The sequence below is a fragment of the Blastococcus capsensis genome, from assembly GCF_030165005.1.
Lineage (GTDB): Bacteria > Actinomycetota > Actinomycetes > Mycobacteriales > Geodermatophilaceae > Blastococcus > Blastococcus capsensis.
On record NZ_JASNNW010000001.1, the window covers coordinates 192,343 to 213,202 of the forward strand.

Here is a 20,860-nt window from a genome sequence, read left to right on the forward strand (position 1 = left end):
GGTCAGTGGTGCAGCGGAGCCCGCTGCAGGTGGGCCACCAGCCGGCCGAGCTCGGTGACGACCGCGCCCTCGGCCAGCAGAGCCGGCACCTCCGGCGCCTCGGACTCGGCCAGCAGCCGGCGCAGCTCCTCGACCTCGCGGGCAGCCGCCGCGACCGGCCGGCCCTCGGCGGCCGTGTCGGCCGAGCCCTCCGGGCTGCCGTAGGACGTGAGCGCCTCGGCCACCGACCGCAGCGCCCGGGCCAGCGCCGGCCGGAACAGCTCGTTGAGATGCAGGGCGGGATCGTCGGGATCGGCCGCCTCCGACAGGGACGTGGCAAGGTCCCGCACGGCCAGCGTGACGTTCTCCAGGCTCTCGAACGACTGCCGCTGCCCCGGGGGGACGTGCCGGAAACGGCGACCCCGCGGGTTGAAGCGGGTGCTCTCGCCGCCGGTCTGGACCGCCTCCCGCGCGTCCCGCAGCGGATCGTCGAGCTCACGGGCGCGGGCGATCCAGCGCTGCTCCTCCGGTGGCCACTCCCCGCCCACCTGGGCGGACATGTCGTCTACCAGATCTCCCAGGCGGTGCCGGAGGGTGACCAGCGCCCGCTCGGCCACCCCCACCTGTAGCGGCGGGATCACCGCGATGTTGACCGCCGCGGCGACCAGCCCGCCGATGAGGCCCTCGCCGAGCAGCTGCCCGACGTACAGAGTGGGCTCCTCGGCCAGCAGGAGGACGAGCAGCGCGGCGACGGACACCTGCACGCCCTCGTCGCCCAGCCGGTGCCACGTGGAGCTCAGCACCGCCACCGCCAGGACGGCGCCCAGGGACCACCAGTGCAGCCCGACGGTCGCGGTGACGACGTAGCCGATCGCCAGCCCGATGCCGACGCCGGCGAGCCGCTGCACCGTGTCGCGCAGCGTCCCCGCCACCGTGGGTTGCACGCTCAGGACCGCGACCAGCGGGGCGTAGAAGTCCGAGCCCGCGGGCAGCAGCCAGCCGGCGACGATCCAGGCCAGGACGGCGGCCGTCGCGGCCTTGGCGGCCGAGACCCCGTGCCCGGTCACGGTGGCGCGGAGGCCGGAGAACGCGCCGGTCAGCGTCGTCCGCACACTCCGCACGATTCCTGCCCGATCCCGTACCGCCCACCGGCACACCGCGGGCCGGCCGCCCTGTGGGCGCGCGCACACCGTACCGGCCCGGGCGCGGGGTTCCCGGGGACGCGGACGGGGCAGTGCCCGGACATGTGGCTCTTCCTCACCCGCCGGCTGCGCATGTGGCTGGTCCTGTCCGTCGTCGTCCCCCTGGCCACCGGCGTGCTCCGCCGGCTCGGGCGGGCCCTGGAACGGCGCCGCGGTCCGGCGGCGGTCAGCAACGCGCTGCTCGCGGCCGGCGACCTCGGCGACCGCGCCCGGGCCACGCTGCGCGGTGGACGGCGGGGACGCCGAGGGTGACCGAGCCGACCCTGGAGAGGCGGCCGGCTGCCGGAGCGCCGCGGGCGATCGCGCTGTTCTGCCACGGCGGGACCGTGGCCAGCGTGGAACCGCCGAAGGAGCGGGCGCTGTCCCTGGTGCGGATGCGGGCCATCGAGCAGTTCGCGTCCGCGGCCGCCGCGGACCGCGGGCTGACCACCTGCCTGCTGCGCTACCGCGTGGCCGGCTGGAACGGCGCGGCCGCGGACGCCTACGCCGACGTGCGCTGGGCCCTGGACCGGCTCCGCGCCGAGCACGGCGACCTGCCGGTGGTCCTGGTCGGCCACTCCATGGGCGGCCGGGCCGTGCTGCGCGCGGGCGGGCAGGACGGCGTGGCCGCGGTGTGCGCGCTGGCGCCCTGGACGCCGCCGGGCGAGCCGGTGGACCACCTGCGCGGCCGCACCGTCGCGATCCTGCACGGCCGGGGCGACCGGTGGGTGCCGGCCCAGCTGTCGGCGGACTATGCCGTCCGGGCGCAGCAGGCCGGCGCGCGGGTGGCCCGCTTCACCGTCGCGGGCGGGCACAGCATGCTGCGCCGCGCGTACCGGTGGCACACCTTCGTGCGGGACGTCGTCCTCGCCGGTGCCGGTCTGGCACCGATGCGGCCGGACATCGCCGAGGCCCTGGACCGCCCGGCTCCCGAGGGCCTCGCCGTCCCGCTCTGAGGATCAGCCGGGCGCCGGGTCGTCGGCCAGCCGGGCCCACAGCAGCTCGTCGTGCTTCACCCCGTCGCCGTAGCGGTAGGACCGGCGCAGCCGTCCCTCGTAGGTGAAGCCGGCTTTCTCGGCGACCCGGCGCGAGGCGGTGTTCTCCACCGCGTGGCACAGCTCGATCCGGTCGACCGGCAGCGCGCCGAACGCCCACCGGCAGACGGCGTCGACCGCGGCCGGGGCGAAACCCCTGCCCCGCGCGGCCGGCGCCGTCCAGTAGCCGATCTCGGCGTCACCCTGCAGCCGGTCGATCGAGTGCAGGGACACCGAGGCCAGCGCCTCGTCGGCGGCCGGCTCCACCAGCACCCAGGAGGCGTGGTCGCCGGAGCTCCAGTCCATCCGCCGGCCGAGCAGGACCAGGGCGTCGGTGCGCGAGGCGACGCCCCCACCGTTCCACAGCTGGATGTGCGGGTCCTGGAACGCCAGCCAGACCGTCTCGACGTCGTCCTCCCGCCACGGCCGCAGCCGCCGCTCCCCCACCGGCAGCTCCAACGGCTGGAGCGGTCCGGGCGGAGGAGGTGGCGGCGGCGGCGTCACGGGCCCGATCGTGCCCGACGGCTCACTTCTCGGCCGATCCCGGCGCCGTCATCGGCTTGTGGCTCTTCCCGGCGATGGCGTCCGGCAGCACAGCCGACAGCTTGCCCATGAGCTTGCTGGTCACCGAGCCGGCGAAGACCGATGCCTCGCCCTTCATGAGGCCCTCGAAGCCCTGCCGGGCCACCTGGGCCGGGTCGTCCTTGCTGTCGCTGGCGCCGAGCTTGGTGTCGGTGAGGTCGGCACGGTCGAAGAACTCCGTGTCCGTGGGCCCGGGCAGCAGGGCGGTGACCGTGACGCCGGTGTCGGTGAGCTCCTCGCGGATGCCGAGGGCGAGGAACTGGACGAACGCCTTCGTCGCCGAGTAGACGGCCTGGAAGGGCTCGGGCGCCTGCGAGGCCACCGAGGAGGTGAACAGGACCCGCCCCTCGTTCCGGGCCACCATGTCCTGCAGCACCCGCTTGGCCAGGTGCAGCGTGGAGACGCAGTTCAGCTCCACCATTCCGATCTCGGCATCGAGGTCGTTCTCCACGAAGGCGCCGCCCACGCCGACGCCGGCGTTGAGGGCCGCGGCAGCCAGCGGGCGGCCGGCCCCACGGACGGCGGCGACCACCTTCTCCACCTCCTCACGGCGGGTCAGGTCGGCGCGCACCGGGGAGACCGCAGCACCCAGACCGCGCAACTGCGCGGTCGCGGTCTCGAGCTCGACGTCCTCCGCGACGACGATCAGGTCGAAGCCGTTCTCGGCGAACTGCTTGGCCAGCTCGAGGCCGATGCCGCTGGATGCACCGGTGACGAGGGCGAGGGGACGGACGGCTGTTTCGGACACGGGACCTCCAGGGTCACAGACAGCGGACGGACCGGTCCGTGCCCAGGATGCGCGGCGGCCACTCCTGGACTTCCACGCGAGGTGTCGCCCGGCGAGCCCGGCGGGTAGCGCCGGGGCATGGATGGTTGCCGCACCCCCGTGCTCGAGGCCCTGCAGCGCGTCGCCGCGGGGTGACCGAGGTGGACCAGCACGTCGACGTCGTCGTGCCCCCGGCGCTGCGCTTCCTGCTGCCCGCGCGGGACCGGCCCGGCGGCGTGCGGCGGCTGGGCTTCGACCCCGACGCGACGCTCGGCCACCTGGTGCGGGCCGCCGGCGTCCCACCCACGGAGGTGGGCGGGCTGCGGCTGGACGGGGAGCCGGCGCCGCCGGCGGCCCGGGCCCGGCCGGGCGGCACGGTGACGGTCGAGGAGATCCGGCGGCCGCAGGCCGCACCGTCCGGCGGCTACCTCCTCGACGTCGGGCTCGGCGCGCTGGCCCGGCGACTGCGGCTGCTCGGGCTGGATGCCGCGTGGTCGAACCGGGCCGAGGACGCCGACCTGGTGGTGCACGCGGATGCGGAGGAGCGGGTGCTGCTCACCCAGGACCGCGGCCTGCTCATGCGCGGCGCCGTGGTGCACGGGGCGCTGGTGCGCGGTGCGGCGCCCGACGCCCAGCTGGCCGACGTCCTCGACCGGTTCGCGCCCGCCCCGGCGCCGCTGACCCGGTGCACCACCTGCAACGGTGAGCTGCGACCCGTGCCCAAGGAACAGGTCGCCGCCCTCCTGGAGCCGGGCACCCGGCGCAGCTACGACGAGTTCTCCCGGTGCGGCGCCTGCGGGCGGGTGTACTGGCGGGGCGCCCACGCCCGGCGCATCGACGAGCTGATCGGCGCCGCCCGAAGAAGGTCAGGCTGACCTTGGCCCCCGGGGGCCACGGGTCGGCCCCGGCGTGACACCCGGGGCGGGCAGGACAGGAGCGATCGCCCAGCCCTGACCCATCGCCTGCGAGGCCGCCGTGTACCTGTCGAAGACCGAGGCCGCCGTCCTGCCGACGACGCTGGGTGCCGCGACACCCCGCCCGGCCACGCCCGCCCCGGGCCGCCGCCGGCTGTGGTCGATGCTGGGCCCGGCCTTCGTCGCCGCCGTCGCCTACGTCGACCCCGGCAACTTCGCGACCAATTTCTCCGGCGGCGCCGCCTTCGGGTACACGCTGCTGTGGGTCATCGTCGCGGCCAACCTCATGGCGATGCTCATCCAGTCGCTGACGGCGAAACTGGGGCTGGCCACCGGCCGGGACCTCGCCACGCTGTGCCGCGAGCGCCTCCCCCGGCCGGTCACCTGGGGGCTGTGGCTGCAGGCCGAGGCGGTGGCCATCGCCACCGACGTCGCCGAGATCGTCGGCGGAGCGGTCGCGCTCAACCTGCTCTTCGGCGTGCCGCTGCCGATCGGCGGGTTGATCACCGCCGTGGTGGCGTTCGTGCTGCTGGCCGCCCAGTCCCGCGGGCACCGGCCGTTCGAGCGGGTCATCACCGGGTTGCTGCTGGTCGTCGGCCTCGGCTTCGGCTACACGCTGATCGGCGCCGGGGTCGACATGGGCGGTGTGGCCAGCGGGATGGTCCCCTCGTTCGACGGCGCCGACAGCATCGTGCTGGCCGCCGGCATCCTGGGCGCCACGGTCATGCCGCACGTGATCTACGTGCACTCCGCGCTCACGCCCGGCCGCTACGGCGACGCCGTCACCGCCGGGCGCACCCAGCAGGGCCGCAGCCGGCTGCTGCGGGCCCAGCGGCTGGACGTGCTGCTCGCGATGGGGCTGGCCGGCCTGGTGAACGCCGCGATGCTGATCATCGCCGCGCAGCTGTTCACCGGGGACAGCGGCGCCGACACGCTCGAGGGCGTGCACGCCGGCCTGGGCGACCAGCTGGGCACCGGCGCCGCGCTCGCCTTCGCACTCGCCCTGCTGGCGTCGGGCTTCGCGTCGTCGTCGGTCGGCACGCACGCCGGGCAGGTGGTCATGGCCGGCTTCCTGCGCAGGCACATCCCGGTCCTGGCCCGCCGGCTGATCACCCTGGCCCCCGCGCTCGCCGTGCTGGTGCTCGGCGGCGACCCGACGACGGCGCTGGTGTGGTCGCAGGTGGTGCTGTCCTTCGGCATCCCGTTCGCCCTGGTGCCGCTGCTGTGGCTCACCAGCCGCCGCGACCTCATGGCGGGCTGGGTGAACCGCCGGGTCACCACGCTCGTCGGGGCCGTGATCGCGGCGCTCATCATCGGGCTCAACGCCCACCTGCTCATCGGCCTGATCGGGTGACCGGCGCGGGGCCCGCAGGACCCGCTAGGTCGTCCGACAGGCCGCGTCGAAGAACCCGAGCTCCAGCCGCATGCAGGGCGCCATGGCGGCGCAGGCGAGGGCGACCCCGCCGAGGGACGCCGTCGCCAGCAGGAAGTCCGTGTCGGCCGACGTCGCGAAGCACCGCCTGTGCCGGCCGCGGGGCCCGGGCGAGCAGGCGGGCCTGGAACCGCAGCAGGTCGGCGACGAAGCGGGCGTCCTGCACGAGCCAGGTGTCGAACGCCGGCTCGGGGACCGTGCCGTCGCGGACGGCGTGGAGGAACGGGTGGGCGGTGGCGCCGGACCAGGCCCCGGCGTGGCGGGTGCAACAGCTCGGCGACGGGCACGGCGCGGACTCCACGAGGTGGTTATGGTGGCTGCGTCGTGGCTCGCGCCACGTGCGGGAGCTCGGGTAGACCGGGCTGAGAGGGCGGCTGGACGTCGCCGACCGCTGGAACCTGACCGGGTAATGCCGGCGTAGGGAGCGCAGCTCATGGGCACGTCCGCCACGGTCAACCCGGCCGATCCCTCCGGGGACGCGCCGCTCACCCTGGCCGAACCCCCGCCGCAGACCCTCGGCCTGCGCGATGCCGCGGGGCTGTGGGGCGACCTCGGCATCAGCCTGTTGCTGCCGGTGGCCGCGGTCTTCGTGGTCCTGCCGGGCCGGCTCGTGGCCGCGGTCCCCACGCTGGCGGTCCTCCTGCCCGGTGTCGTCCGACGCCGCCGGGAAGCGGGGACGGCGTGACGCCCCCGCTGGGCGGCCTGCACGTCCTCACCGACGCCCGTGGCGGCCGGGCGGCCCTTGTCGCGGTGGCCGCCGCGGTCGCCGCCGGCGCCCCCGTCGTGCAGGTGCGGGCCAAGGACTGCACCGACCGCGTGCTGTACGACTTCGCCACCGAGGTGCTGGCGCTGTGCGTGCCCGCTGGGGTCACCTGCCTGGTCAACGACCGGGTGGACGTCGCCCTCGCCGTCGGTGCCGACGGCACCCACCTGGGCGCCACGGACCTGCCCGTCGCGGCGGCCCGCCGGGTCGCCGGTCCGGGACACGTGATCGGCGGCACGGCACGGGACCCGGAGCGGGCCAGGCAGCTGGTGGCCGAGGGGGCGGACTACCTGGGCGTGGGCCCGTCCTGGCCGACGACGACGAAGACCGGGCTGCCCGATGCCCTGGGCCCGGCGGGCATCCGTGCCGTCGCCGAGGCCGTCGACGTCCCGGTCGTCGCCATCGGCGGGGTCACCGCCGGGCGCGTCGCCGACCTCGTCACCGCCGGCGCGGCCGGGGTCGCGGTGGTGGGAGCGGTCTCGGCCGCGGCCGATCCCGGCGCCGCCACGACCGAGCTGCTCCGCGCGCTGGCCGCGGCCCGTACGGGGACCGGCTCCACCGGCGGCCGGCCGTGACCGACGTGACCGTCGCCGGTGGCGGGCTGATCGGGCTGTCGGTGGCCTGGCGGGCGGCGCAGCGGGGGCTGAGCGTCACCGTCGTCGACGACGCCCCCGGCACCGGCGCCTCCTGGGCCGCCGCGGGGATGCTCGCCCCCGTCACCGAGGCGGGGTACGGCGAGGAGGCGCTGCTGCGGCTCTCGCTCGCCTCGCTGCAGGCCTGGCCCGGTTTCGCCGCCGAGGTGGAGCACGCCGGCGGCCTCCCGGTCGGGCTGCGCACCGCCGGCACCCTGGCGGTCGGGTTCGACGACGACGACATGCGCGTCCTCGACGCGCTGCACACCTTCCAGCGGGAGCTGGGGCTGGAGGCCGAACGGCTGACCGGGCGGGCCGCCCGGCGGCGGGAGCCGTCGCTCACCACGCGGGTCCGCGGAGCGCTGCTGGTGCCGGGGGACCACTCGGTGGACGGCCGGGCGCTGCACGCGGCACTGCTGGCCGCGGCGGAGGCCACCGGCGTCCGGCTGGTGCGCGAGCGGGTCGCCGGCGTGCACGTGGACGGCGGCCGCGCCGCCGGCCTGCGGCTGGCCGGCGGGGACCTGCTGGCCGCCGGCACGGTCGTGCTCGCGCTGGGCGCGCGCAGCGGCGGGCTGCCCGGCGTGCCGCCGCTGCCGGTCCGCCCGGTCAAGGGACAGATCCTGCGCCTGGCCGGGGCCGCCGGACTGCTGGAGGGCACCGTGCGCGCGCTCGTGCGGGGGCGGCAGGTCTACCTGGTCCCCTACGCCGGTGACCGGCTGGTCGTCGGGGCGACGGTCGAGGACCGCGGGTTCGACGCCACGGTCACCGCCGGCGGGGTGCACGAGCTGCTGCACGATGCGATCGACGTGGTCCCCGGCGTGAGCGAGCTGGAGCTCGTGGAGACCCTCGCCCGCTGGCGGCCCGGGACGGCGGACAACGCGCCGCTGCTCGGCCCGTCGCAGCTGCCCGGTCTGGTGCTGGCCACCGGACACCACCGCAACGGGGTGCTGCTCACCCCGGTCACCGGCGACGCCGTCGCCGGGCTGCTGGCCACCGGCGCGCTGCCCGAGGTGGCCGCCCCCTTCACCCCCGACCGCTTCGGGAGGAACCCGTGATCACCGTGACCGTCAACGGCGCCCCGGCCGAGCTCGCCGAGGGCTCCACCGTCGCCGATCTCGTCGCAGAACGCAGCGGCGGGCACGACCGCGTCGCGGTCGCCCGCAACGGCGACGTCGTCCCGCGCAGCACCTGGCCGACCACCCCGCTGACCGCCGGGGACGTCGTCGAGGTGCTCGCCCCGACCGCAGGAGGATGACCGTGCCGACGACCGACCCGACCACCCCGGCCCCGGACACGGCCGACCTGGCGCCCGCGCTGGGCCGCGAGGAAGCAACCGATCCCTTCGCGCTGGCCGGGGAGAACTTCACCTCCCGGCTGCTCCTCGGCACCGGCGGAGCACCGAGCCTGGAGAGCCTCGAGCGGGCGATCCGCGCGTCGGGCACCCAGCTGGTCACCGTGGCGCTGCGCCGGGTGGAGGCCTCTTCCAGCGGGGCGATGCTCGAGGTGCTGGAGCGCTGCGGGGTGCGGCTGCTGCCCAACACTGCCGGCTGCCACACGGCACGGGAGGCCGTGCTGACCGCCCGGCTCGCCCGGGAGGCCTTCGGCACCTCCTGGGTCAAGCTCGAGGTGATCGGTGACGAGCACACCCTGCTGCCCGACGGCGTGGAGCTGCTCGACGCCGCCGAGCAGCTGGTCGCCGAGGGCTTCACCGTGCTGGCCTACACCACCGACGACCCGATCCTGGGCCGGCGGCTGGCCGACGCCGGCTGCGCCGCCGTCATGCCGCTGGGCTCCCCCATCGGCAGCGGGCTCGGGATCCGCAACCCGCACAACATCGCCCTCCTGCGCGATGCCGTGTCCGTGCCCGTCGTCCTCGACGCGGGCATCGGCACCGCGTCGGACGCCGCGCTGGCCATGGAGCTCGGTTGCGACGCGGTGCTGCTGGCCTCGGCGGTGACCCGTGCCCGTGATCCCGAACGGATGGCGCTGGCCATGCGGCAGGCCGTGGAAGCGGGGCGGCTGGCCGCCGGTGCAGGGCGCATCCCCCGGCGCTGGCACGCCGAGGCGTCGACTCCGATGCAGGGCCTGCCCGACCTGTGATCCGCTCCGGATCCGAGCCGCTCCCCCGGCTGCTGGTGCTGACCGACCGCACCCAGTGCAGCCGAAGCCTCCCCGACACGGTGGCGACGGCCGTGGCGGCCGGGGCGCGTGCCGTCGTGCTGCGGGAGAAGGACCTGCCGCTGATCGAGCGGTCCGCGCTCGCCGCCGACCTGCGGGCCGTGCTGGCACCGGTGGGCGGCGTGCTGGTGTGGGCGGGCGCCGACGGCAGCGGTGGCGAGGCCGCCGTGCACCTGTCCGCCCGGGACGAGTTCCCCGCGCAGCGACCCGCTGTGGTCGGGCGCTCCTGCCACTCGGCGGCCGAGGTCACGCGGGCAGCAGCGGAGAGCTGCGACCACGTCTTCGTCTCGCCGGTGTTCCCGACCGCGTCGAAACCCGGTTACGGCCCCGCGCTGGGGCTGGACGGGCTCGCCGCGCTGGTCCCGGGCGCTCCGCCGGTCTACGCCCTCGGCGGCATCGGGCCGGCGGACGTCCCGGGCTGCCTGGCCGCCGGCGCACGGGGCGTGGCGGTGATGGGCCCGGTCATGCGCGAGCCCGCCGTAGTCCACGCCTACCTGGCGGCGCTCGCGGGCACGTCGACGTCCGGGGAACGCCGGAGCGCGGGCCGCCCCGGCCGGCAGGACCCGCCGGCCGGGCCCTAGGCTCTGCCGCACAACCGAACACACGCAGCAGGGGAGCGCTTCGGCGCTGAGAGTGCGGGACACCGCAGACCCTCGAACCTGATCCGGGTCATGCCGGCGCAGGGAGTCTGGAGGAAGCCATGGCCGAACCGGCCGTCCGTCCGTCGTACGCCGAGACCACCGAGCGCGCGCCCGGCGCGGTCCGCTGGCGCACCGTCGACATCGTCGTCACCGCCGTCCTGGGCGTCGCCTTCGGCGTCGTCTTCTGGGCGTGGAACCTGTTCAGCGAGGTCGCCGGCACCCCACTGGACTTCTTCCCGCCCATCAAGGGCCTGCTCAACGGCGTGTTCCTGATGCCCGGCGTGGTCGCCGGGCTGCTGGTGCGCAAGCCCGGCGCGGCCACGTTCGCCTCGACGATCGCCGCAGCCGTCAGCCTGCTGCTGGGCTCGCCCTACGGCGGCATCATCATCGTGTACGGGCTGGTGCAGGGCCTCGGCGGTGAACTGGGGTTCCTGCTGACCCGCTACCGCCGCTTCGGCTGGGGCACCGCGATCCTGGCCGCGGTCACCGCGGGGCTGTCGACGTCGATCCTCGACCTGAGCCTGTACTACCCGGTGTCGGCCGACTACCCGTTCTGGGTGTTCACGCTCCCCTACGTCCTGGCGACCGTCCTCTCCAGCGTGCTGCTCGCCGGCGTCGTCGGGCTGCTGCTGGTGCGGGCCCTGGCCCGCACCGGGGCCCTGAGCTCCTTCGCCGCGGGCCGCACCCGCGTCTGACGCGGACGTGCTCAGGAGAGGTTCTCCGGAGAGTCGGACTCTGCTCCCCCCTGCACTCAGGGTCAGACTCTCCGGAGAGGGGCATCCGGTCCGGATCGTCGCGCGCGGGCTCGGCATCCGGCACGCCTCGCGGCGGGCCTGGGCGCTGACGGGCGTCGACCTGACCGTCCAGCCCGGCGAACGGGTGCTGCTCACCGGCGCCTCGGGTGCGGGGAAGTCCACGCTGCTGGCCGCCCTGGCCGGGATCCTCGACCCGGAGTCCGCCGAGCAGGTGGGGGGGCTGACCGTCGACGGCGTCGCCCCCCGCGCCGCCCGGGGGCGCCTCGGGATGCTGGCGCAGGACCCCGACAGCCAGCTGGTGATGACCCGCGCCGGCGACGACGTCGCGTTCGGGCTGGAGAACGCCGGCCTGCCCGCCGGGGAGATCTGGCCGCGGGTCGACGAGACGCTCGCCACCGTGGGCTTCGGGTACGGCCGCGACCGGCCCACGCAGGCGCTCTCCGGGGGAGAGAAGCAGCGCCTGGTGCTCGCCGGGGCGCTGGCCCGCCGGCCCGGGCTGCTGCTGCTCGACGAGCCGACCGCCCAGCTCGACCCGGCGGGCGCCGTCCTCGTGCGGAGCGCCGTCGCCCGGTCCACCGCGGACCGCCGGGCGACCGTGGTCGTGGTCGACCACGACGCCGAGCCGTGGCTGCCGCTGGTCGACCGGGTGCTGGAGCTGGTCCCCGGCGGGCTCGTCGAGCAGCCGGCCGGGTGGCGCCCGCCGCGGCGCACCGCCGGGCTGCAGTTGCCTTCCGGGGCGGACGGACCGGTCCTCGTCACGGCCGCGGCCGCCGGGTTCTGCTACCCCGGGGCGAACCGGCCGGCCCTCCTGCCCACCGACGCGGAGCTGCGGGGCGGGCGGGCGCTGGCCGTCACCGGACCCAACGGACGGGGGAAGTCGACGCTCGCCCTGCTGCTGGCCGGGCTGCGGGCGCCCACCACCGGCCGGGTCGAGGCGGCGGCGGAGCTGGCCGCGGGCGCCCGGCGCGGTGCCCGAGAGCCCGCCCGCTGGCGCGCCGGCGACCTCGTCAGCCGCATCGGCACGGTGTTCCAGCACCCGGAACAGCAGTTCCTCACCGGGCGGCTGCGCGACGAGCTCGCCCTGGGGCCGCTCCGCTCGGGCACCGGCTCGGCCGCCGCGCGGGCGACCGCCGAAGAGCTCCTGGAGCGGCTCGGGCTCACCGCCTTCGCCGAGGCCAACCCCTACACACTCTCCGGCGGCCAGCAGCGACGGCTCTCGGTGGCGACCGTGCTGGCCACCTCGCCCCGGGTGCTGGTGCTCGACGAGCCCACGTTCGGGCAGGACGCCGCCACCTGGCGCGAGGTCGTCACCCTGCTGGCCGAGCAGCGGGCCCGGGGCTGCGCGGTGGTCACGGTGACCCACGACCGGGACCTGGTCGAGGTCCTGGCCGACGCGGAGCTGGCGTTGTGAGAACGACGCGCGAGCGAGCATCGCAGCGAGATGCCCGGAGCCGACAGGGAGTGAGCATCGCAGCGAGCGCCAGCGAGCGAGGAGCGGAGCGACCGCGGAGGCGACGGACGATACAGAGCGAGGAGCGGAGCGACCGCGGAAGCGACGGACGATACAGAGCGAGGAGCGGAGCGATCGCGGAGGCGACGGAAGGTACGGAGCGAGGAGCGGAACGAGAGCGGAGTCGGACCATGAGCACTGCGACCCTGGCCCTGGGCCCGATCGCAGACGTCTCCCTGTCCCGGATCAACCCGGTGGCGCAGCTGACCGCGATGGCCGTCGTCACGCTCGTCCTGCTCACGAGCCTCGACGTCGTCACGCCGGCCGTGGTGGTCGCCGCCGAGCTGTGCCTGCTGCCCGCCGCCGGCCTCACCCGCCCGCACGACCTGTGGCGCCGCACGTGGCCGCTGCTGCTCGGCGCCGGCTCGGTCGGCGTGGTGAACGTGCTGCTGGCCCGCGACGCCGACCCGCTGACCGGCGTCGGGCTGGCACTGCGGGTCATCGGACTGGCGCTGCCCGGCGTCCTGCTGGTCGCCTCCACCGACCCCGTCCGGCTGGCCGACGCGCTCACGATCCACTGGCGGGTGTCGACCCGGTTCGCCTACGGCGCACTGGCGGCGCTGCGGCTCGCGCCGCTCCTGGTCGCCGAGTTCGAGGCGGTGCGGCTGGCCCGGCGGACCCGTGGGGTGGAGGCCGGGCGCAACCCGGTCGCGCGGGTGCGGCTGCTGGGCGGGGTGACCTTCACCCTGCTCGTCGGGGCGGTGCGCCGGGGCTCGCGGCTGGCGACCGCGATGGACGCCCGGGGCTTCGACTCCGGCATCCCCCGCTCCAACGCCCGCGGGTCGCAGCTGCACCGGCGCGACGCCTGGTTCGTCGTCGGCACCGCGGCGATCTGCGCGGCCGCCGTGACCCTCAGCGTGCTCACCGGGCACTGGTCGCCGATCTTCGTGGGCTGACGCCACTGTGATGTAGCCGACATAATGTTTGACCCCGGCCCTACGAGTCCATACGTGATTGTTGGGCCAGCACGGATGTCGCCGGCCTCGAACCCGAGGAGAGCACGCGCGTGACAAGGCAGGCGGCCGGCACCATCTGGTCGCCGGCGCGTCCTCCCGCCGCCGATCCGGTGCTCACCTGGCAGCTGCGCGACGTCGCCGAGCTGCCCGCGGTCCGTGCCCAGGTGCGCGGGGCGCTGGCGGGCGCAGCCACCGGCGACCTCCTCGACCGGCTGGTCCTGGCGCTGGACGAGATGGCGTCGAACGCGCTGCGCCACGGTGGTGGTGACGTGCGGGCCGCCCTGCGCACGACCGGGGACGGTTACCTCGTCGAGGTCTCCGACCGGGCGGCACAGGCGCCGCCGACGCCGGCGGTCGGGCGCGACCCGAGCCTCGGCGGCCTCGGCCTCTACCTGATCGCCGAGCTGGCCTCCCAGCACGGGTGGTACACCGGAGACGGCGCCAAGCACGTCTGGGCCCTGCTGCCCGGCTGAGCCCGGCTCCCGGCGCAGCCGGTTCAGTGCTGCGGGTGCAGCCGCAGCGCCACGAGGGCGACGTCGTCCTGCAGGCCCTCCGGCCGCAGGCGCGCCAGCAGCCCGTCGCACAGCTCGGGGAGCGGCTCCCCGGCCAGCTCACCCAGCGCCGCCTCGAGCCGCGCGGTGCCCTCGTCGAGCGAGAGGTCGCGCCCCTCCACCAGCCCGTCGGTGTACAGCAGCACCGTGCTGTCGCGCGGCACCGTGACCACCGACTCCGAGCGGCGGGCGCGCCGGTCCACCCCGAGCATGAGTTCGGCGCGCTCCCCGGCCAGCTCCTCGATCCGGCCGTCGGGACGCAGCACCAGGGGCGGCGGATGCCCGGCGTTGGACCAGCGCAGCCGGGTCACCCCGGCGGCGCGCTCGGCGGCCGTCTGCTCGATCCGCACGATGGCCGCGGTCGCGAGCGTGCCCATCTGCAGGCCCTCGATGGCGGCATCGAGATCGGCGAGCACCCCGGCCGGGCCGATGCCCTCGCGGTAGGCGATCCCCCGCAGCATCCCGCGCAACTGGCCCATGGCCGCCGCCGCCTCGGTGTCGTGACCCACGACGTCGCCGATGACCAGCATCGTGGCCCCGGACGGCTGCAGGAAGGCGTCGTACCAGTCCCCACCGACCTCCGCGATGGCCATCGCGGGGTGGTAGCGCACCACGATCTCGGAATGGTCCGGCTGCGGAGGCGCGGTGAGCAGGCTCCGCTGCAGTCCCTCGGCCAGCCGCCGCTGCTGGTCGTAGAGCCGGGCGTTGTCGAGCGCGAGCGCCACCCGGCCGGCGACGTCCCGAGCCACCGAGACGTCCGCGTCGTCCGGTACCGGCCGGCCGGCCGGCCGGTAGATGCTCAGGGCGCCGAGCGTCCGGCCCCGGGCCGCCATGGGGAGGGCCATCGCCGACTGCGGAGCCAACGCCCAGAAAGCGTCGCTGACCTCGCCCGGTGGCAGCATCCGGCCCACCGTCTCCCCCACGTCGGGGATCACGAGCCCCTGTCCGGAGGCGAGCGCGCGCAGGACCGGGGCGTCGGGCTGCAGTGCGGCCAACCGCAGCCGCGCGTACCGGCCGACCACCTCCCGCAGGGCCGGTTCGCGGTGCCATCCCGCGACGTCGCGCATCCGGCCCTCGGGGTCGACCAGGCTGATGATCACCCAGTCCCCGAGTTCGGGCACCAGGAGGCCGGCCACCCGCTGCAGCGCCTGCTCCTCGTGCTCGCGACTGTCCAGCGAGGCGGACATGGCGGTGGTGGTGTCCGCGACGAGGGCAAGGCGGGCGGTGATCTGCCGCATGTGCTCCTCGGCGGCCCGCCGCTCGGTCACGTCGAGGAAGGAGACGGACAGCCCGTCGGGAGCCGGCCAGGCCCGAACCTCGTACCAGGCGTCCAGCGGCGTCGGGTAGTACGCCTCGAACATCCGCTCGGTTCCGGTGGCGACCGCAGCCCGGTAGTGCCGCTCGAAGTCGCTGCCGACGGCGGCCGGGAAGAGTTCCCAGACGTCACCGCCGAGCAGCTCCTCACGGGGTGCACCCAGCACCCGCTCGGCCTCCGCGTTGACGTAGGAGAACCGCCACTCCCGGTCGAGGGAGAAGAACGCGGCGTTCATCGCCTCCAGCAAGCGGGCGATGCGCACGTCCTCCTGTCGCTGCGGCGTGGTGTCGTAGGCGGCCCCGAGCAGGCGGACCGCGGCTCCCCGGTCGTCGGCCACCGCCCGGCCACTTCCCCGGACCCACCGGATCTCCCCCGACGGCAGGACGACGCGGAACTCCGAGTCGTAGTCGCCGGCCGCGTCGGCCGCCGCCTGCAGGGCCGCCACCGTCCGATCGCGGTCGTCGGGGTGCAGCCGGTCGGCGAAGGAACCGATGGTCTCGTCGAAGTCGGCGCGGTCGTATCCGAAGAGGGCGAGCAGCCGGTCGTCCCACAGCAGCCGCCCGGTGACCAGGTTCCAGTCGAAACTGCCGATGCCGGCGGCGTCGATGGCCAGTTCGAAGCGCAGCCGGTGCGCCTCGTACTCCGCCGTGAGCGCCATGAGCTGCAGCTCCGTGCCGACGGAGTCGGACAGCTGGCGCAGCAGCGCGATGTCGTGGTCGGACCACTTCCGCGGCTCGGCTCCGTAGACGCACAGGGCGCCGACCGGCTCGCCGTCGTCCACGTGCAGCGGGATCCCCAGGTAGGCGCCGATCTTGCCCGAACGGACCGGCGACCGGTGGCGCACCCGGTCGTCCCGCGCAGCGTCCGTCACGACCAGGGGTGCGTCGTCGGCTGCGGCCACCGCGCACAGCGAGTCGGCCAGCGGCAGCTGGGCGCCGATGCCACCCGGCGGCAGCCCGGTGCCGGCCACCGCGGTCTGGACCTCACCGAGGAGCGAGACCTGGGCCGAGTCGCAGTCGAGCAGCCGGGTGGCCAGGTCGGTCAGCCGCTGGAGGCTGCGGTCCCCCATCGCCTCCGCGGCCAGCCGGCGCGTCAGCTCGAGGCGGTCACCGGAAGGAATTCCGGCCGGGTGCTCGGTGGCGGTCACGACGGTTGCCTCCACAGCGGTCCGCGTCCGACGGCCCGGTCGTTCCAGGGCGGCTGCGATCGGTACAGAGGGTTGCACACCCCGGACCGCGGGTGTGCGGCACCGCACGGGACGCGGGCACGGAGAGGCTGGCCGGGGAAGCCGGGTGACCGGGGCGGACGCCCGACCGGGGGGCCGCGACCCGTGGCGATCGCGGCCCGCGCTCCGGCGGGCGCCCGCCGTCCGGCGGGGAGTGCGGACGGGGGACCCGTCCACCGGCACGTGTCCACGGACGCCCCGGACGCCGTCCGCGCCGACCCGGAGCATCGCGCGGGGACGTCGACCCCGGTTCGGCAGCGTCCACCCGACCGGCCGGCGCCGGTGGCGTTCCGCGCCGCACGACCGGCCAGGCCTCCTGCGGTCAGAGACCCGCGGTCGCGAAGGGCGTCGCGCCGCCGGGTACCGGCAGGGGCCTGTCCACCACCTCGTCGGACGGTTCGCCGGGTGCCGGAAGACTGCGCCGTCCGCGATCCGTGCCTCCCTGGAGGGTGCGCGCGCTGCCTGCGGGCAGCAGCCGTGCGGGGGGACGAGGCCGGATTCGGAGAGCGGAGAAGTCTGCCGGCGCCCGCGAGGGGCACCGTCGGAGGTGGGCCAGGTGCGGCCGAGGTCGGCCGGGGTGGGACGTGCTCGCAGAACCGAGTCGACGGTCCACGGCCACCCGGGGAAAAGGGTGACCGGTTCCGGCGTGCTCGACAGGAGAGCGGGGTGCGGCGTCGCGCGGCTGGCTGCCGTGGTCGCGCTGCAGGATCAGCTCGGCGCGCGGGGCGCCGGGCGGGGGTGCGACGAGGGCGCCCGCGGGGGGTGCGGACCGGCGGGGAAGCCGTCCGCGGGCCCTGTTCGTCGCGGCGGGAGGGGCGAACCCCTGACCGGACACCCGGGCGGATCGCCGCGGGCCCCGGCTCCACCGGACCCTTGAGGGGATCTCGGTGCCCGCACCCCGGCGGTGCGGCTCGTCGGGCCGGAGGGGCGGACCGGGAGGAACGGCGGCGTGGACCGCGCCCCGTACCGACCCGAGGACGGCCAGTCCCGCGGTGGACGCCAGCCGACGCGTGGCTGCGACCGATCCGTGGGTTCCGTGGAACTCGGGTGGGGGGTGGGACGGGCGGTCGCGTCAGATGCGGCCGTACCGGTTCGCGACCCCGGCGACGAGGCCGGTCCCGCGGGAAGGAGCGCCGCGGCGGGGGAAGACGCCACGGGCTGGATCGAAGGGGTGCTGGGCAGCTCGCGCAGCACCACGGGAGGGTCGATGTCGCGCAGCACCGGCCGGGTCGGCGCCGGGGCGGCAGAGCCGGACCAGGCCAGGTGCTGGCCCTGGTCGCCGGCGCCCCACAGGGCCATCCGGTGGCTGAACGCGCGCAGCGCGGCGCGGCGCCGGCCGCGCACCGGCGCGGAGGGGGCCGGGGTGCGCCACGCCAGGTACTGCCCCTGGTCGCCGGCGCCCCACATCGCCATCCGCCGGGTCACGCCGCGCAGCCCGCCCAGGGGCTGCCGCACCCGCTCGGGGACGACGACGACCCGCGGGGTGAGGGAAGCCTCCACCGGCCGGCGTGCAGCGCGGGCCGAGGGCGCCGGCTGCACCGAGCGCAGGGGGGCCGGACGGGCGGCGGACCGGTGCGGAGCCGGCCGGGTGCGCTGGCGCGGCAGCGCTCCGTCGGCGCGGTCGAGGACGTCGATCAGCCCGGCGAGCGTGCTGGCCGGCTCGCGCCCGGAGAGGTCGGCGCGCACGGCCGCACCCGCCGGCCGGATGGCCCGCTGGCTGCTGTTCATGTCGCCTCCCGAAGTCGTGTCCGCAGCCGGGGAAGGTGCTGCGGACAAGGAGAAAACTAGGGATCGGAGGGCGCCGCGACGCGCATCTCGGACACCCTCCCCGAGGCACGTGACCCAACCGTTGCGGAGCCCGTCCGGAGCGGGCGGTGACCCCGCCTCCGGTCCGTGCCCTTGTCGACACCCGGGCCCTCCGCGAGCGTGGAGGGGCCCTGACGAGGCCTCGGTGACTTCCGGACGACACCGGCGCGCCTGGCGTGTCGCAGTGGCCCGGGCGGCGGGTCGGCGGCTGGCAGGATGCGACGGTGACCGACCGCATCCCCCTGGTGATCGACACCGACCCCGGCATCGACGACGCCTTGGCGATCCTGCTGGCCCTGGCCAGCCCGGAGGTGGAGCTGCGGCTGGTCACCACGGTGCACGGGAACGTCGAGCTCGCCCAGGTCACCGAGAACGCGCTCCGGGTGCTGCACCTGGCCGGACGGGCCGACGTACCGGTCGCCGCCGGCGCGCGGTCCTCGCTCGTCCACCCGCAGCCGGAGCGGGCCGGGCACGTGCACGGCGAGACGGGGCTCGGCGGTGTCGAGCTCCCGCCGTCCCCGGCGGTGGCCGGTCCGCGACCGGCCGTGGCCGCCCTGGCCGAGCTGCTGCTGGCCTCCCCCACGCCGGTGACCGTCGCCGCCATCGGCCCGCTGACCAACCTGGCGCTGCTGCTGGCCGTGCACCCGGAGGCCGCCGAGCGCATCGGCCGGCTGGTGGTCATGGGCGGCTCGGCCGGGCGCGGCGGCAACGTGACCGCCGCCGCGGAGTTCAACATCTGGTCCGACCCGGAGGCTGCCGCCGCGGTCTTCGGCTCCACCATCCCGACGGTCATGGTCGGACTCGACGTCACGCTCCCGACCGTGCTTCCCGAGGAGGGCATCGCCCGGTTCGCCGCCGCCGGGCCGATCGGCCGCACCGCCGCGGCGATCCTGCAGCAGTACGTGGACCACGCCCGCGACGCCTACGGCACCGCCGGGGTGGTCGTGCACGACGCACTCGCGCTCACCGAGGCGATCGCGCCGGGCACGCTGGGCGCCGTGCGGCGCGACGTCGTCGTCGACACCACGCTGGGCGCCGGGCGTGGGCAGACGCTGGTCGACCGCCGGGCGGTCTCCTCGTCGGCGGCCGCGGTGGAGGTCGCGGAGACCGTCGACGGCGAGGCCGCGGTGGAGTTCCTGGTCTCGCGGCTGGCCCGGCTGGACGCCGTCTAACGGGCGTCCTGCACGCCGGCGACGATGCCGGCGGCGATGTCCCGCAGCTTGCGGTTGTAGCGCTGGGACGCCTCGCGCAGGATCTCGAAGGCCTGCTCGGCGTCGACGTGCCGCTGCGCCATGAGCACCCCCTTGGCCTGCTCGATGACCGCGCGGGACTCCATCGCGATGCGCATGTTGCGGGCCTGCTCGGCCAGCTGGGCGTGCGCGTCGGCGTTGGCGACGGCGACCGCGATCGTCTCGGCCACGCCGAGACCCGCGGCCAGCGACTCCGGCGTCGCGAACGCCGCCGGCTTCGTGGAGTAGATGTTGAGCGCGCCGATGCTCGAGCCCTGGTAGGGCAGCGGCACCGACAGCGAGCTGCGGACCCCGGTGTCGCGGACACGGGCGACGTAGGAGGGCCACCGCTGCTCGGTGCGCATGTCGTCGATCCGCAGGACGACGCCGCCGCGGCCGGCGTCGAGGCAGGGGCCGCTGTCCTCCTCGTACTGCAGCTCGTCGGCGTCCAGGGCCATCCGGGCGCTGAAGGCGGCCGTGAAGGCCTTGTCGCCACGCACCATGGTGGTGGACACGGCCTCGGCACCGGGCACGGCCCGGGCTGCGATGCCGGTGATCTCGTCGAGCACGTCGGCGAGCTCCCGGCCACCCAGCGTCACCCGGCTGAGATCCCGCAGCAGCTGGTCCACGCCGGTGATTGTGCACCGACGGCCACGCGCCGATCGCCCGCCTTCGCGCGACGGGACGTCATCGGTCAGGATGGGGAGCGTCCGGGACCGGGTTCCCGGCGCCGCCTCGGAGCAGATGCGAGAGGAACCGATGGCCGACGAGCTGGCCCACGACGCGTGGCCGTGCGCGCCCGTGCCTTCCGTGCCCGGTGACGTCTGGCACTGGCAGCTGGAGGCCATGCACGTCGTCTCGCGGGTGCGGACCGATCTCCGGGCACGCATCGCCCACCCGTCGGTGTCCACCGCGTCCACCGAGGACGCCCGCGACGGCCTGCTCCTGGTCTTCGAGGAGCTGGCCTCGAACGCGCTGCGGCACGGCGGTGGCGACGTCCGGGCCCTGGTCGTGGCCGGCCCGGCCGGCTGGCTGCTCGACCTCAGCGACGAGGCCCCCGACCGGCCGCCCGTGCCCGCCGTCGACCGCGATCCCGCCCTGGGAGGCATGGGCCTGCACCTGGTGGCCCAGCTCTCCCGCGGCTACGGGTGGGAGCGGCGGCCCGGCCGCAAGCACGTCTGGGCCCTGCTGCCCTCCGGCCGCGAGGCGGCCGAGCCGCTGCGCGACCGGCTGCCCGAGCAGCGCTCGCCCGGGATCTCCCGGGACTGAATCACTGGCGGGCATCGGCGGTCAGGAGATCGCGGTCAGCGGTTGGTAGGCCGTGCTCCGACGGCGTCGAACCGGGCCGGCCATGTCCGAACGAGACCGTCGAACATCCGCCCGTCGTGGGTGCTGACCGACCACGACTGGC

General features: G+C 75.9%; 23 protein-coding genes and 2 riboswitches. Of the genes, 16 read left to right on the forward strand and 7 right to left on the reverse strand.

All coding sequences use genetic code 11. The annotated features are described in order from the left end of the window. Nucleotides 1-2: 2 nt before the first annotated feature. Nucleotides 3-1,100 carry an FUSC family protein gene (locus QOZ86_RS00910; RefSeq protein ID WP_284490061.1) on the reverse strand — a complete coding sequence of 366 codons (1,098 nt, stop codon included), beginning with the start codon at nucleotides 1,098-1,100 and terminating at the stop codon, nucleotides 3-5. A gap of 123 nt (nucleotides 1,101-1,223) precedes the next feature. On the opposite strand from QOZ86_RS00910, the gene QOZ86_RS00915 reads away from it, so the two are divergent. Together QOZ86_RS00915 and QOZ86_RS00920 are read left to right on the forward strand one after the other, a co-directional pair. Next, nucleotides 1,224-1,433 carry a hypothetical protein gene (locus tag QOZ86_RS00915; RefSeq protein WP_284490062.1) on the forward strand — a complete coding sequence of 70 codons (210 nt, stop codon included), beginning with the start codon at nucleotides 1,224-1,226 and terminating at the stop codon, nucleotides 1,431-1,433. Further along, nucleotides 1,430-2,116: an alpha/beta fold hydrolase gene (locus tag QOZ86_RS00920; RefSeq protein ID WP_284490063.1), complete on the forward strand. Its 687-nt coding sequence runs from the start codon at nucleotides 1,430-1,432 to the stop codon at nucleotides 2,114-2,116. The genes QOZ86_RS00915 and QOZ86_RS00920 overlap by 4 nt, the downstream gene beginning before the upstream one ends. Before the next feature lie 3 nt (nucleotides 2,117-2,119). Here QOZ86_RS00920 and QOZ86_RS00925 read toward each other — a convergent pair whose 3' ends face one another. Beyond that, entirely contained in the window at nucleotides 2,120-2,698 is a 579-nt protein-coding gene (locus QOZ86_RS00925; RefSeq protein WP_284490064.1) for a GNAT family N-acetyltransferase, read from the reverse strand. A 22-nt stretch (nucleotides 2,699-2,720) separates the two neighbouring features. Then, a complete protein-coding gene (locus QOZ86_RS00930; protein WP_284490065.1) occupies nucleotides 2,721-3,524 on the reverse strand; it encodes an SDR family NAD(P)-dependent oxidoreductase in 804 nt (267 codons plus the stop codon). A gap of 179 nt (nucleotides 3,525-3,703) precedes the next feature. Between QOZ86_RS00930 and QOZ86_RS00935 the strand changes: the two genes are divergently transcribed. After that, complete coding sequence (locus QOZ86_RS00935; RefSeq protein WP_284490066.1) at nucleotides 3,704-4,417, forward strand: Mut7-C RNAse domain-containing protein; 714 nt, start codon at nucleotides 3,704-3,706, stop codon at nucleotides 4,415-4,417. Nucleotides 4,418-4,517: 100 nt separating this feature from the next. Continuing rightward, nucleotides 4,518-5,810 carry an Nramp family divalent metal transporter gene (locus tag QOZ86_RS00940; RefSeq protein WP_284490067.1) on the forward strand — a complete coding sequence of 431 codons (1,293 nt, stop codon included), beginning with the start codon at nucleotides 4,518-4,520 and terminating at the stop codon, nucleotides 5,808-5,810. Here QOZ86_RS00940 and QOZ86_RS00945 read toward each other — a convergent pair. Further along, nucleotides 5,791-6,189, reverse strand: coding sequence for a thiaminase II/PqqC family protein (locus tag QOZ86_RS00945; protein WP_284490068.1), 399 nt, complete (start codon nucleotides 6,187-6,189; stop codon nucleotides 5,791-5,793). The two genes, QOZ86_RS00940 and QOZ86_RS00945, sit on opposite strands and share 20 nt — an antisense overlap. Nucleotides 6,190-6,218: 29 nt before the next feature. Continuing rightward, nucleotides 6,219-6,329: riboswitch (TPP riboswitch) on the forward strand. On the opposite strand from QOZ86_RS00945, the gene QOZ86_RS00950 reads away from it, so the two are divergent. The 10 genes from QOZ86_RS00950 (at nucleotide 6,322) to QOZ86_RS00995 (ending at nucleotide 13,796) form a co-directional block, all read left to right on the forward strand. Beyond that, entirely contained in the window at nucleotides 6,322-6,573 is a 252-nt protein-coding gene (locus QOZ86_RS00950; RefSeq protein ID WP_284490069.1) for a hypothetical protein, read from the forward strand. It overlaps the preceding riboswitch by 8 nt. Next, entirely contained in the window at nucleotides 6,570-7,226 is a 657-nt protein-coding gene (gene thiE, locus QOZ86_RS00955) for a thiamine phosphate synthase (protein ID WP_284490070.1), read from the forward strand. Before QOZ86_RS00950 ends, thiE begins: the two co-directional genes overlap by 4 nt. Beyond that, nucleotides 7,223-8,338 carry a glycine oxidase ThiO gene (gene thiO / locus QOZ86_RS00960; RefSeq protein ID WP_284490071.1) on the forward strand — a complete coding sequence of 372 codons (1,116 nt, stop codon included), beginning with the start codon at nucleotides 7,223-7,225 and terminating at the stop codon, nucleotides 8,336-8,338. Before thiE ends, thiO begins: the two co-directional genes overlap by 4 nt. After that, nucleotides 8,335-8,538 carry a sulfur carrier protein ThiS gene (gene thiS, locus QOZ86_RS00965; protein ID WP_284490072.1) on the forward strand — a complete coding sequence of 68 codons (204 nt, stop codon included), beginning with the start codon at nucleotides 8,335-8,337 and terminating at the stop codon, nucleotides 8,536-8,538. The genes thiO and thiS overlap by 4 nt, the downstream gene beginning before the upstream one ends. Before the next feature lie 2 nt (nucleotides 8,539-8,540). Beyond that, complete coding sequence (locus QOZ86_RS00970) at nucleotides 8,541-9,383, forward strand: thiazole synthase (RefSeq protein ID WP_284490073.1); 843 nt, start codon at nucleotides 8,541-8,543, stop codon at nucleotides 9,381-9,383. Next, nucleotides 9,380-10,042 (forward strand): thiamine phosphate synthase, encoded by a 663-nt coding sequence (locus QOZ86_RS00975; protein ID WP_284490074.1) that lies wholly within the window; start codon nucleotides 9,380-9,382, stop codon nucleotides 10,040-10,042. The genes QOZ86_RS00970 and QOZ86_RS00975 overlap by 4 nt, the downstream gene beginning before the upstream one ends. Before the next feature lie 19 nt (nucleotides 10,043-10,061). Further along, nucleotides 10,062-10,165: riboswitch (TPP riboswitch) on the forward strand. After that, a complete protein-coding gene (locus QOZ86_RS00980) occupies nucleotides 10,162-10,797 on the forward strand; it encodes an ECF transporter S component (protein ID WP_284490075.1) in 636 nt (211 codons plus the stop codon). It overlaps the preceding riboswitch by 4 nt. Nucleotides 10,798-10,942: 145 nt before the next feature. Continuing rightward, nucleotides 10,943-12,268, forward strand: coding sequence for an ABC transporter ATP-binding protein (locus QOZ86_RS00985; RefSeq protein ID WP_284490336.1), 1,326 nt, complete (start codon nucleotides 10,943-10,945; stop codon nucleotides 12,266-12,268). Nucleotides 12,269-12,498: 230 nt separating this feature from the next. After that, nucleotides 12,499-13,263: an energy-coupling factor transporter transmembrane component T family protein gene (locus QOZ86_RS00990; RefSeq protein ID WP_284490076.1), complete on the forward strand. Its 765-nt coding sequence runs from the start codon at nucleotides 12,499-12,501 to the stop codon at nucleotides 13,261-13,263. Between the two features lie 110 nt (nucleotides 13,264-13,373). Further along, on the forward strand, nucleotides 13,374-13,796 hold the full coding sequence (locus QOZ86_RS00995) for an ATP-binding protein (RefSeq protein WP_284490077.1): 423 nt from the start codon (nucleotides 13,374-13,376) through the stop codon (nucleotides 13,794-13,796). 23 nt (nucleotides 13,797-13,819) lie between these two features. On the opposite strand, the gene QOZ86_RS01000 is transcribed toward QOZ86_RS00995, so the two are convergent. Together QOZ86_RS01000 and QOZ86_RS01005 are read right to left on the reverse strand one after the other, a co-directional pair. Next, nucleotides 13,820-16,336: a SpoIIE family protein phosphatase gene (locus QOZ86_RS01000; RefSeq protein ID WP_284490078.1), complete on the reverse strand. Its 2,517-nt coding sequence runs from the start codon at nucleotides 16,334-16,336 to the stop codon at nucleotides 13,820-13,822. A 786-nt stretch (nucleotides 16,337-17,122) separates the two neighbouring features. Next, the gene (locus tag QOZ86_RS01005; protein ID WP_284490079.1) at nucleotides 17,123-18,142 is read right to left on the reverse strand and encodes a hypothetical protein; all 1,020 of its coding nucleotides are present in this window, start codon (nucleotides 18,140-18,142) and stop codon (nucleotides 17,123-17,125) included. Nucleotides 18,143-18,444: 302 nt separating this feature from the next. Between QOZ86_RS01005 and QOZ86_RS01010 the strand changes: the two genes are divergently transcribed. Continuing rightward, nucleotides 18,445-19,392, forward strand: a complete 948-nt coding sequence (locus QOZ86_RS01010) for a nucleoside hydrolase (protein ID WP_284490080.1) — start codon at nucleotides 18,445-18,447, stop codon at nucleotides 19,390-19,392. On the opposite strand, the gene QOZ86_RS01015 is transcribed toward QOZ86_RS01010, so the two are convergent. Continuing rightward, nucleotides 19,389-20,078: a GAF and ANTAR domain-containing protein gene (locus QOZ86_RS01015; RefSeq protein ID WP_284490081.1), complete on the reverse strand. Its 690-nt coding sequence runs from the start codon at nucleotides 20,076-20,078 to the stop codon at nucleotides 19,389-19,391. The genes QOZ86_RS01010 and QOZ86_RS01015 overlap by 4 nt on opposite strands. 130 nt (nucleotides 20,079-20,208) lie before the next feature. Here QOZ86_RS01015 and QOZ86_RS01020 point away from each other — a divergent pair, with 130 nt between their 5' ends. Next, nucleotides 20,209-20,718, forward strand: coding sequence for an ATP-binding protein (locus QOZ86_RS01020; protein ID WP_284490082.1), 510 nt, complete (start codon nucleotides 20,209-20,211; stop codon nucleotides 20,716-20,718). Nucleotides 20,719-20,860: the final 142 nt, after the last annotated feature.

Bases quoted from the DNA above. Each gene is read 5' to 3' on its own strand.
- QOZ86_RS01005 (WP_284490079.1), bottom strand. From the start codon at position 18,142: ATGAACAGCAGCCAGCGGGCCATCCGGCCGGCGGGTGCGGCCGTGCGC.
- QOZ86_RS00980 (WP_284490075.1), top strand. From the start codon at position 10,162: ATGGCCGAACCGGCCGTCCGTCCGTCGTACGCCGAGACCACCGAGCGC.
- QOZ86_RS00915 (WP_284490062.1), top strand. From the start codon at position 1,224: ATGTGGCTCTTCCTCACCCGCCGGCTGCGCATGTGGCTGGTCCTGTCC.
- QOZ86_RS00950 (WP_284490069.1), top strand. From the start codon at position 6,322: ATGGGCACGTCCGCCACGGTCAACCCGGCCGATCCCTCCGGGGACGCG.
- QOZ86_RS00990 (WP_284490076.1), top strand. From the start codon at position 12,499: ATGAGCACTGCGACCCTGGCCCTGGGCCCGATCGCAGACGTCTCCCTG.
- QOZ86_RS01020 (WP_284490082.1), top strand. From the start codon at position 20,209: ATGGCCGACGAGCTGGCCCACGACGCGTGGCCGTGCGCGCCCGTGCCT.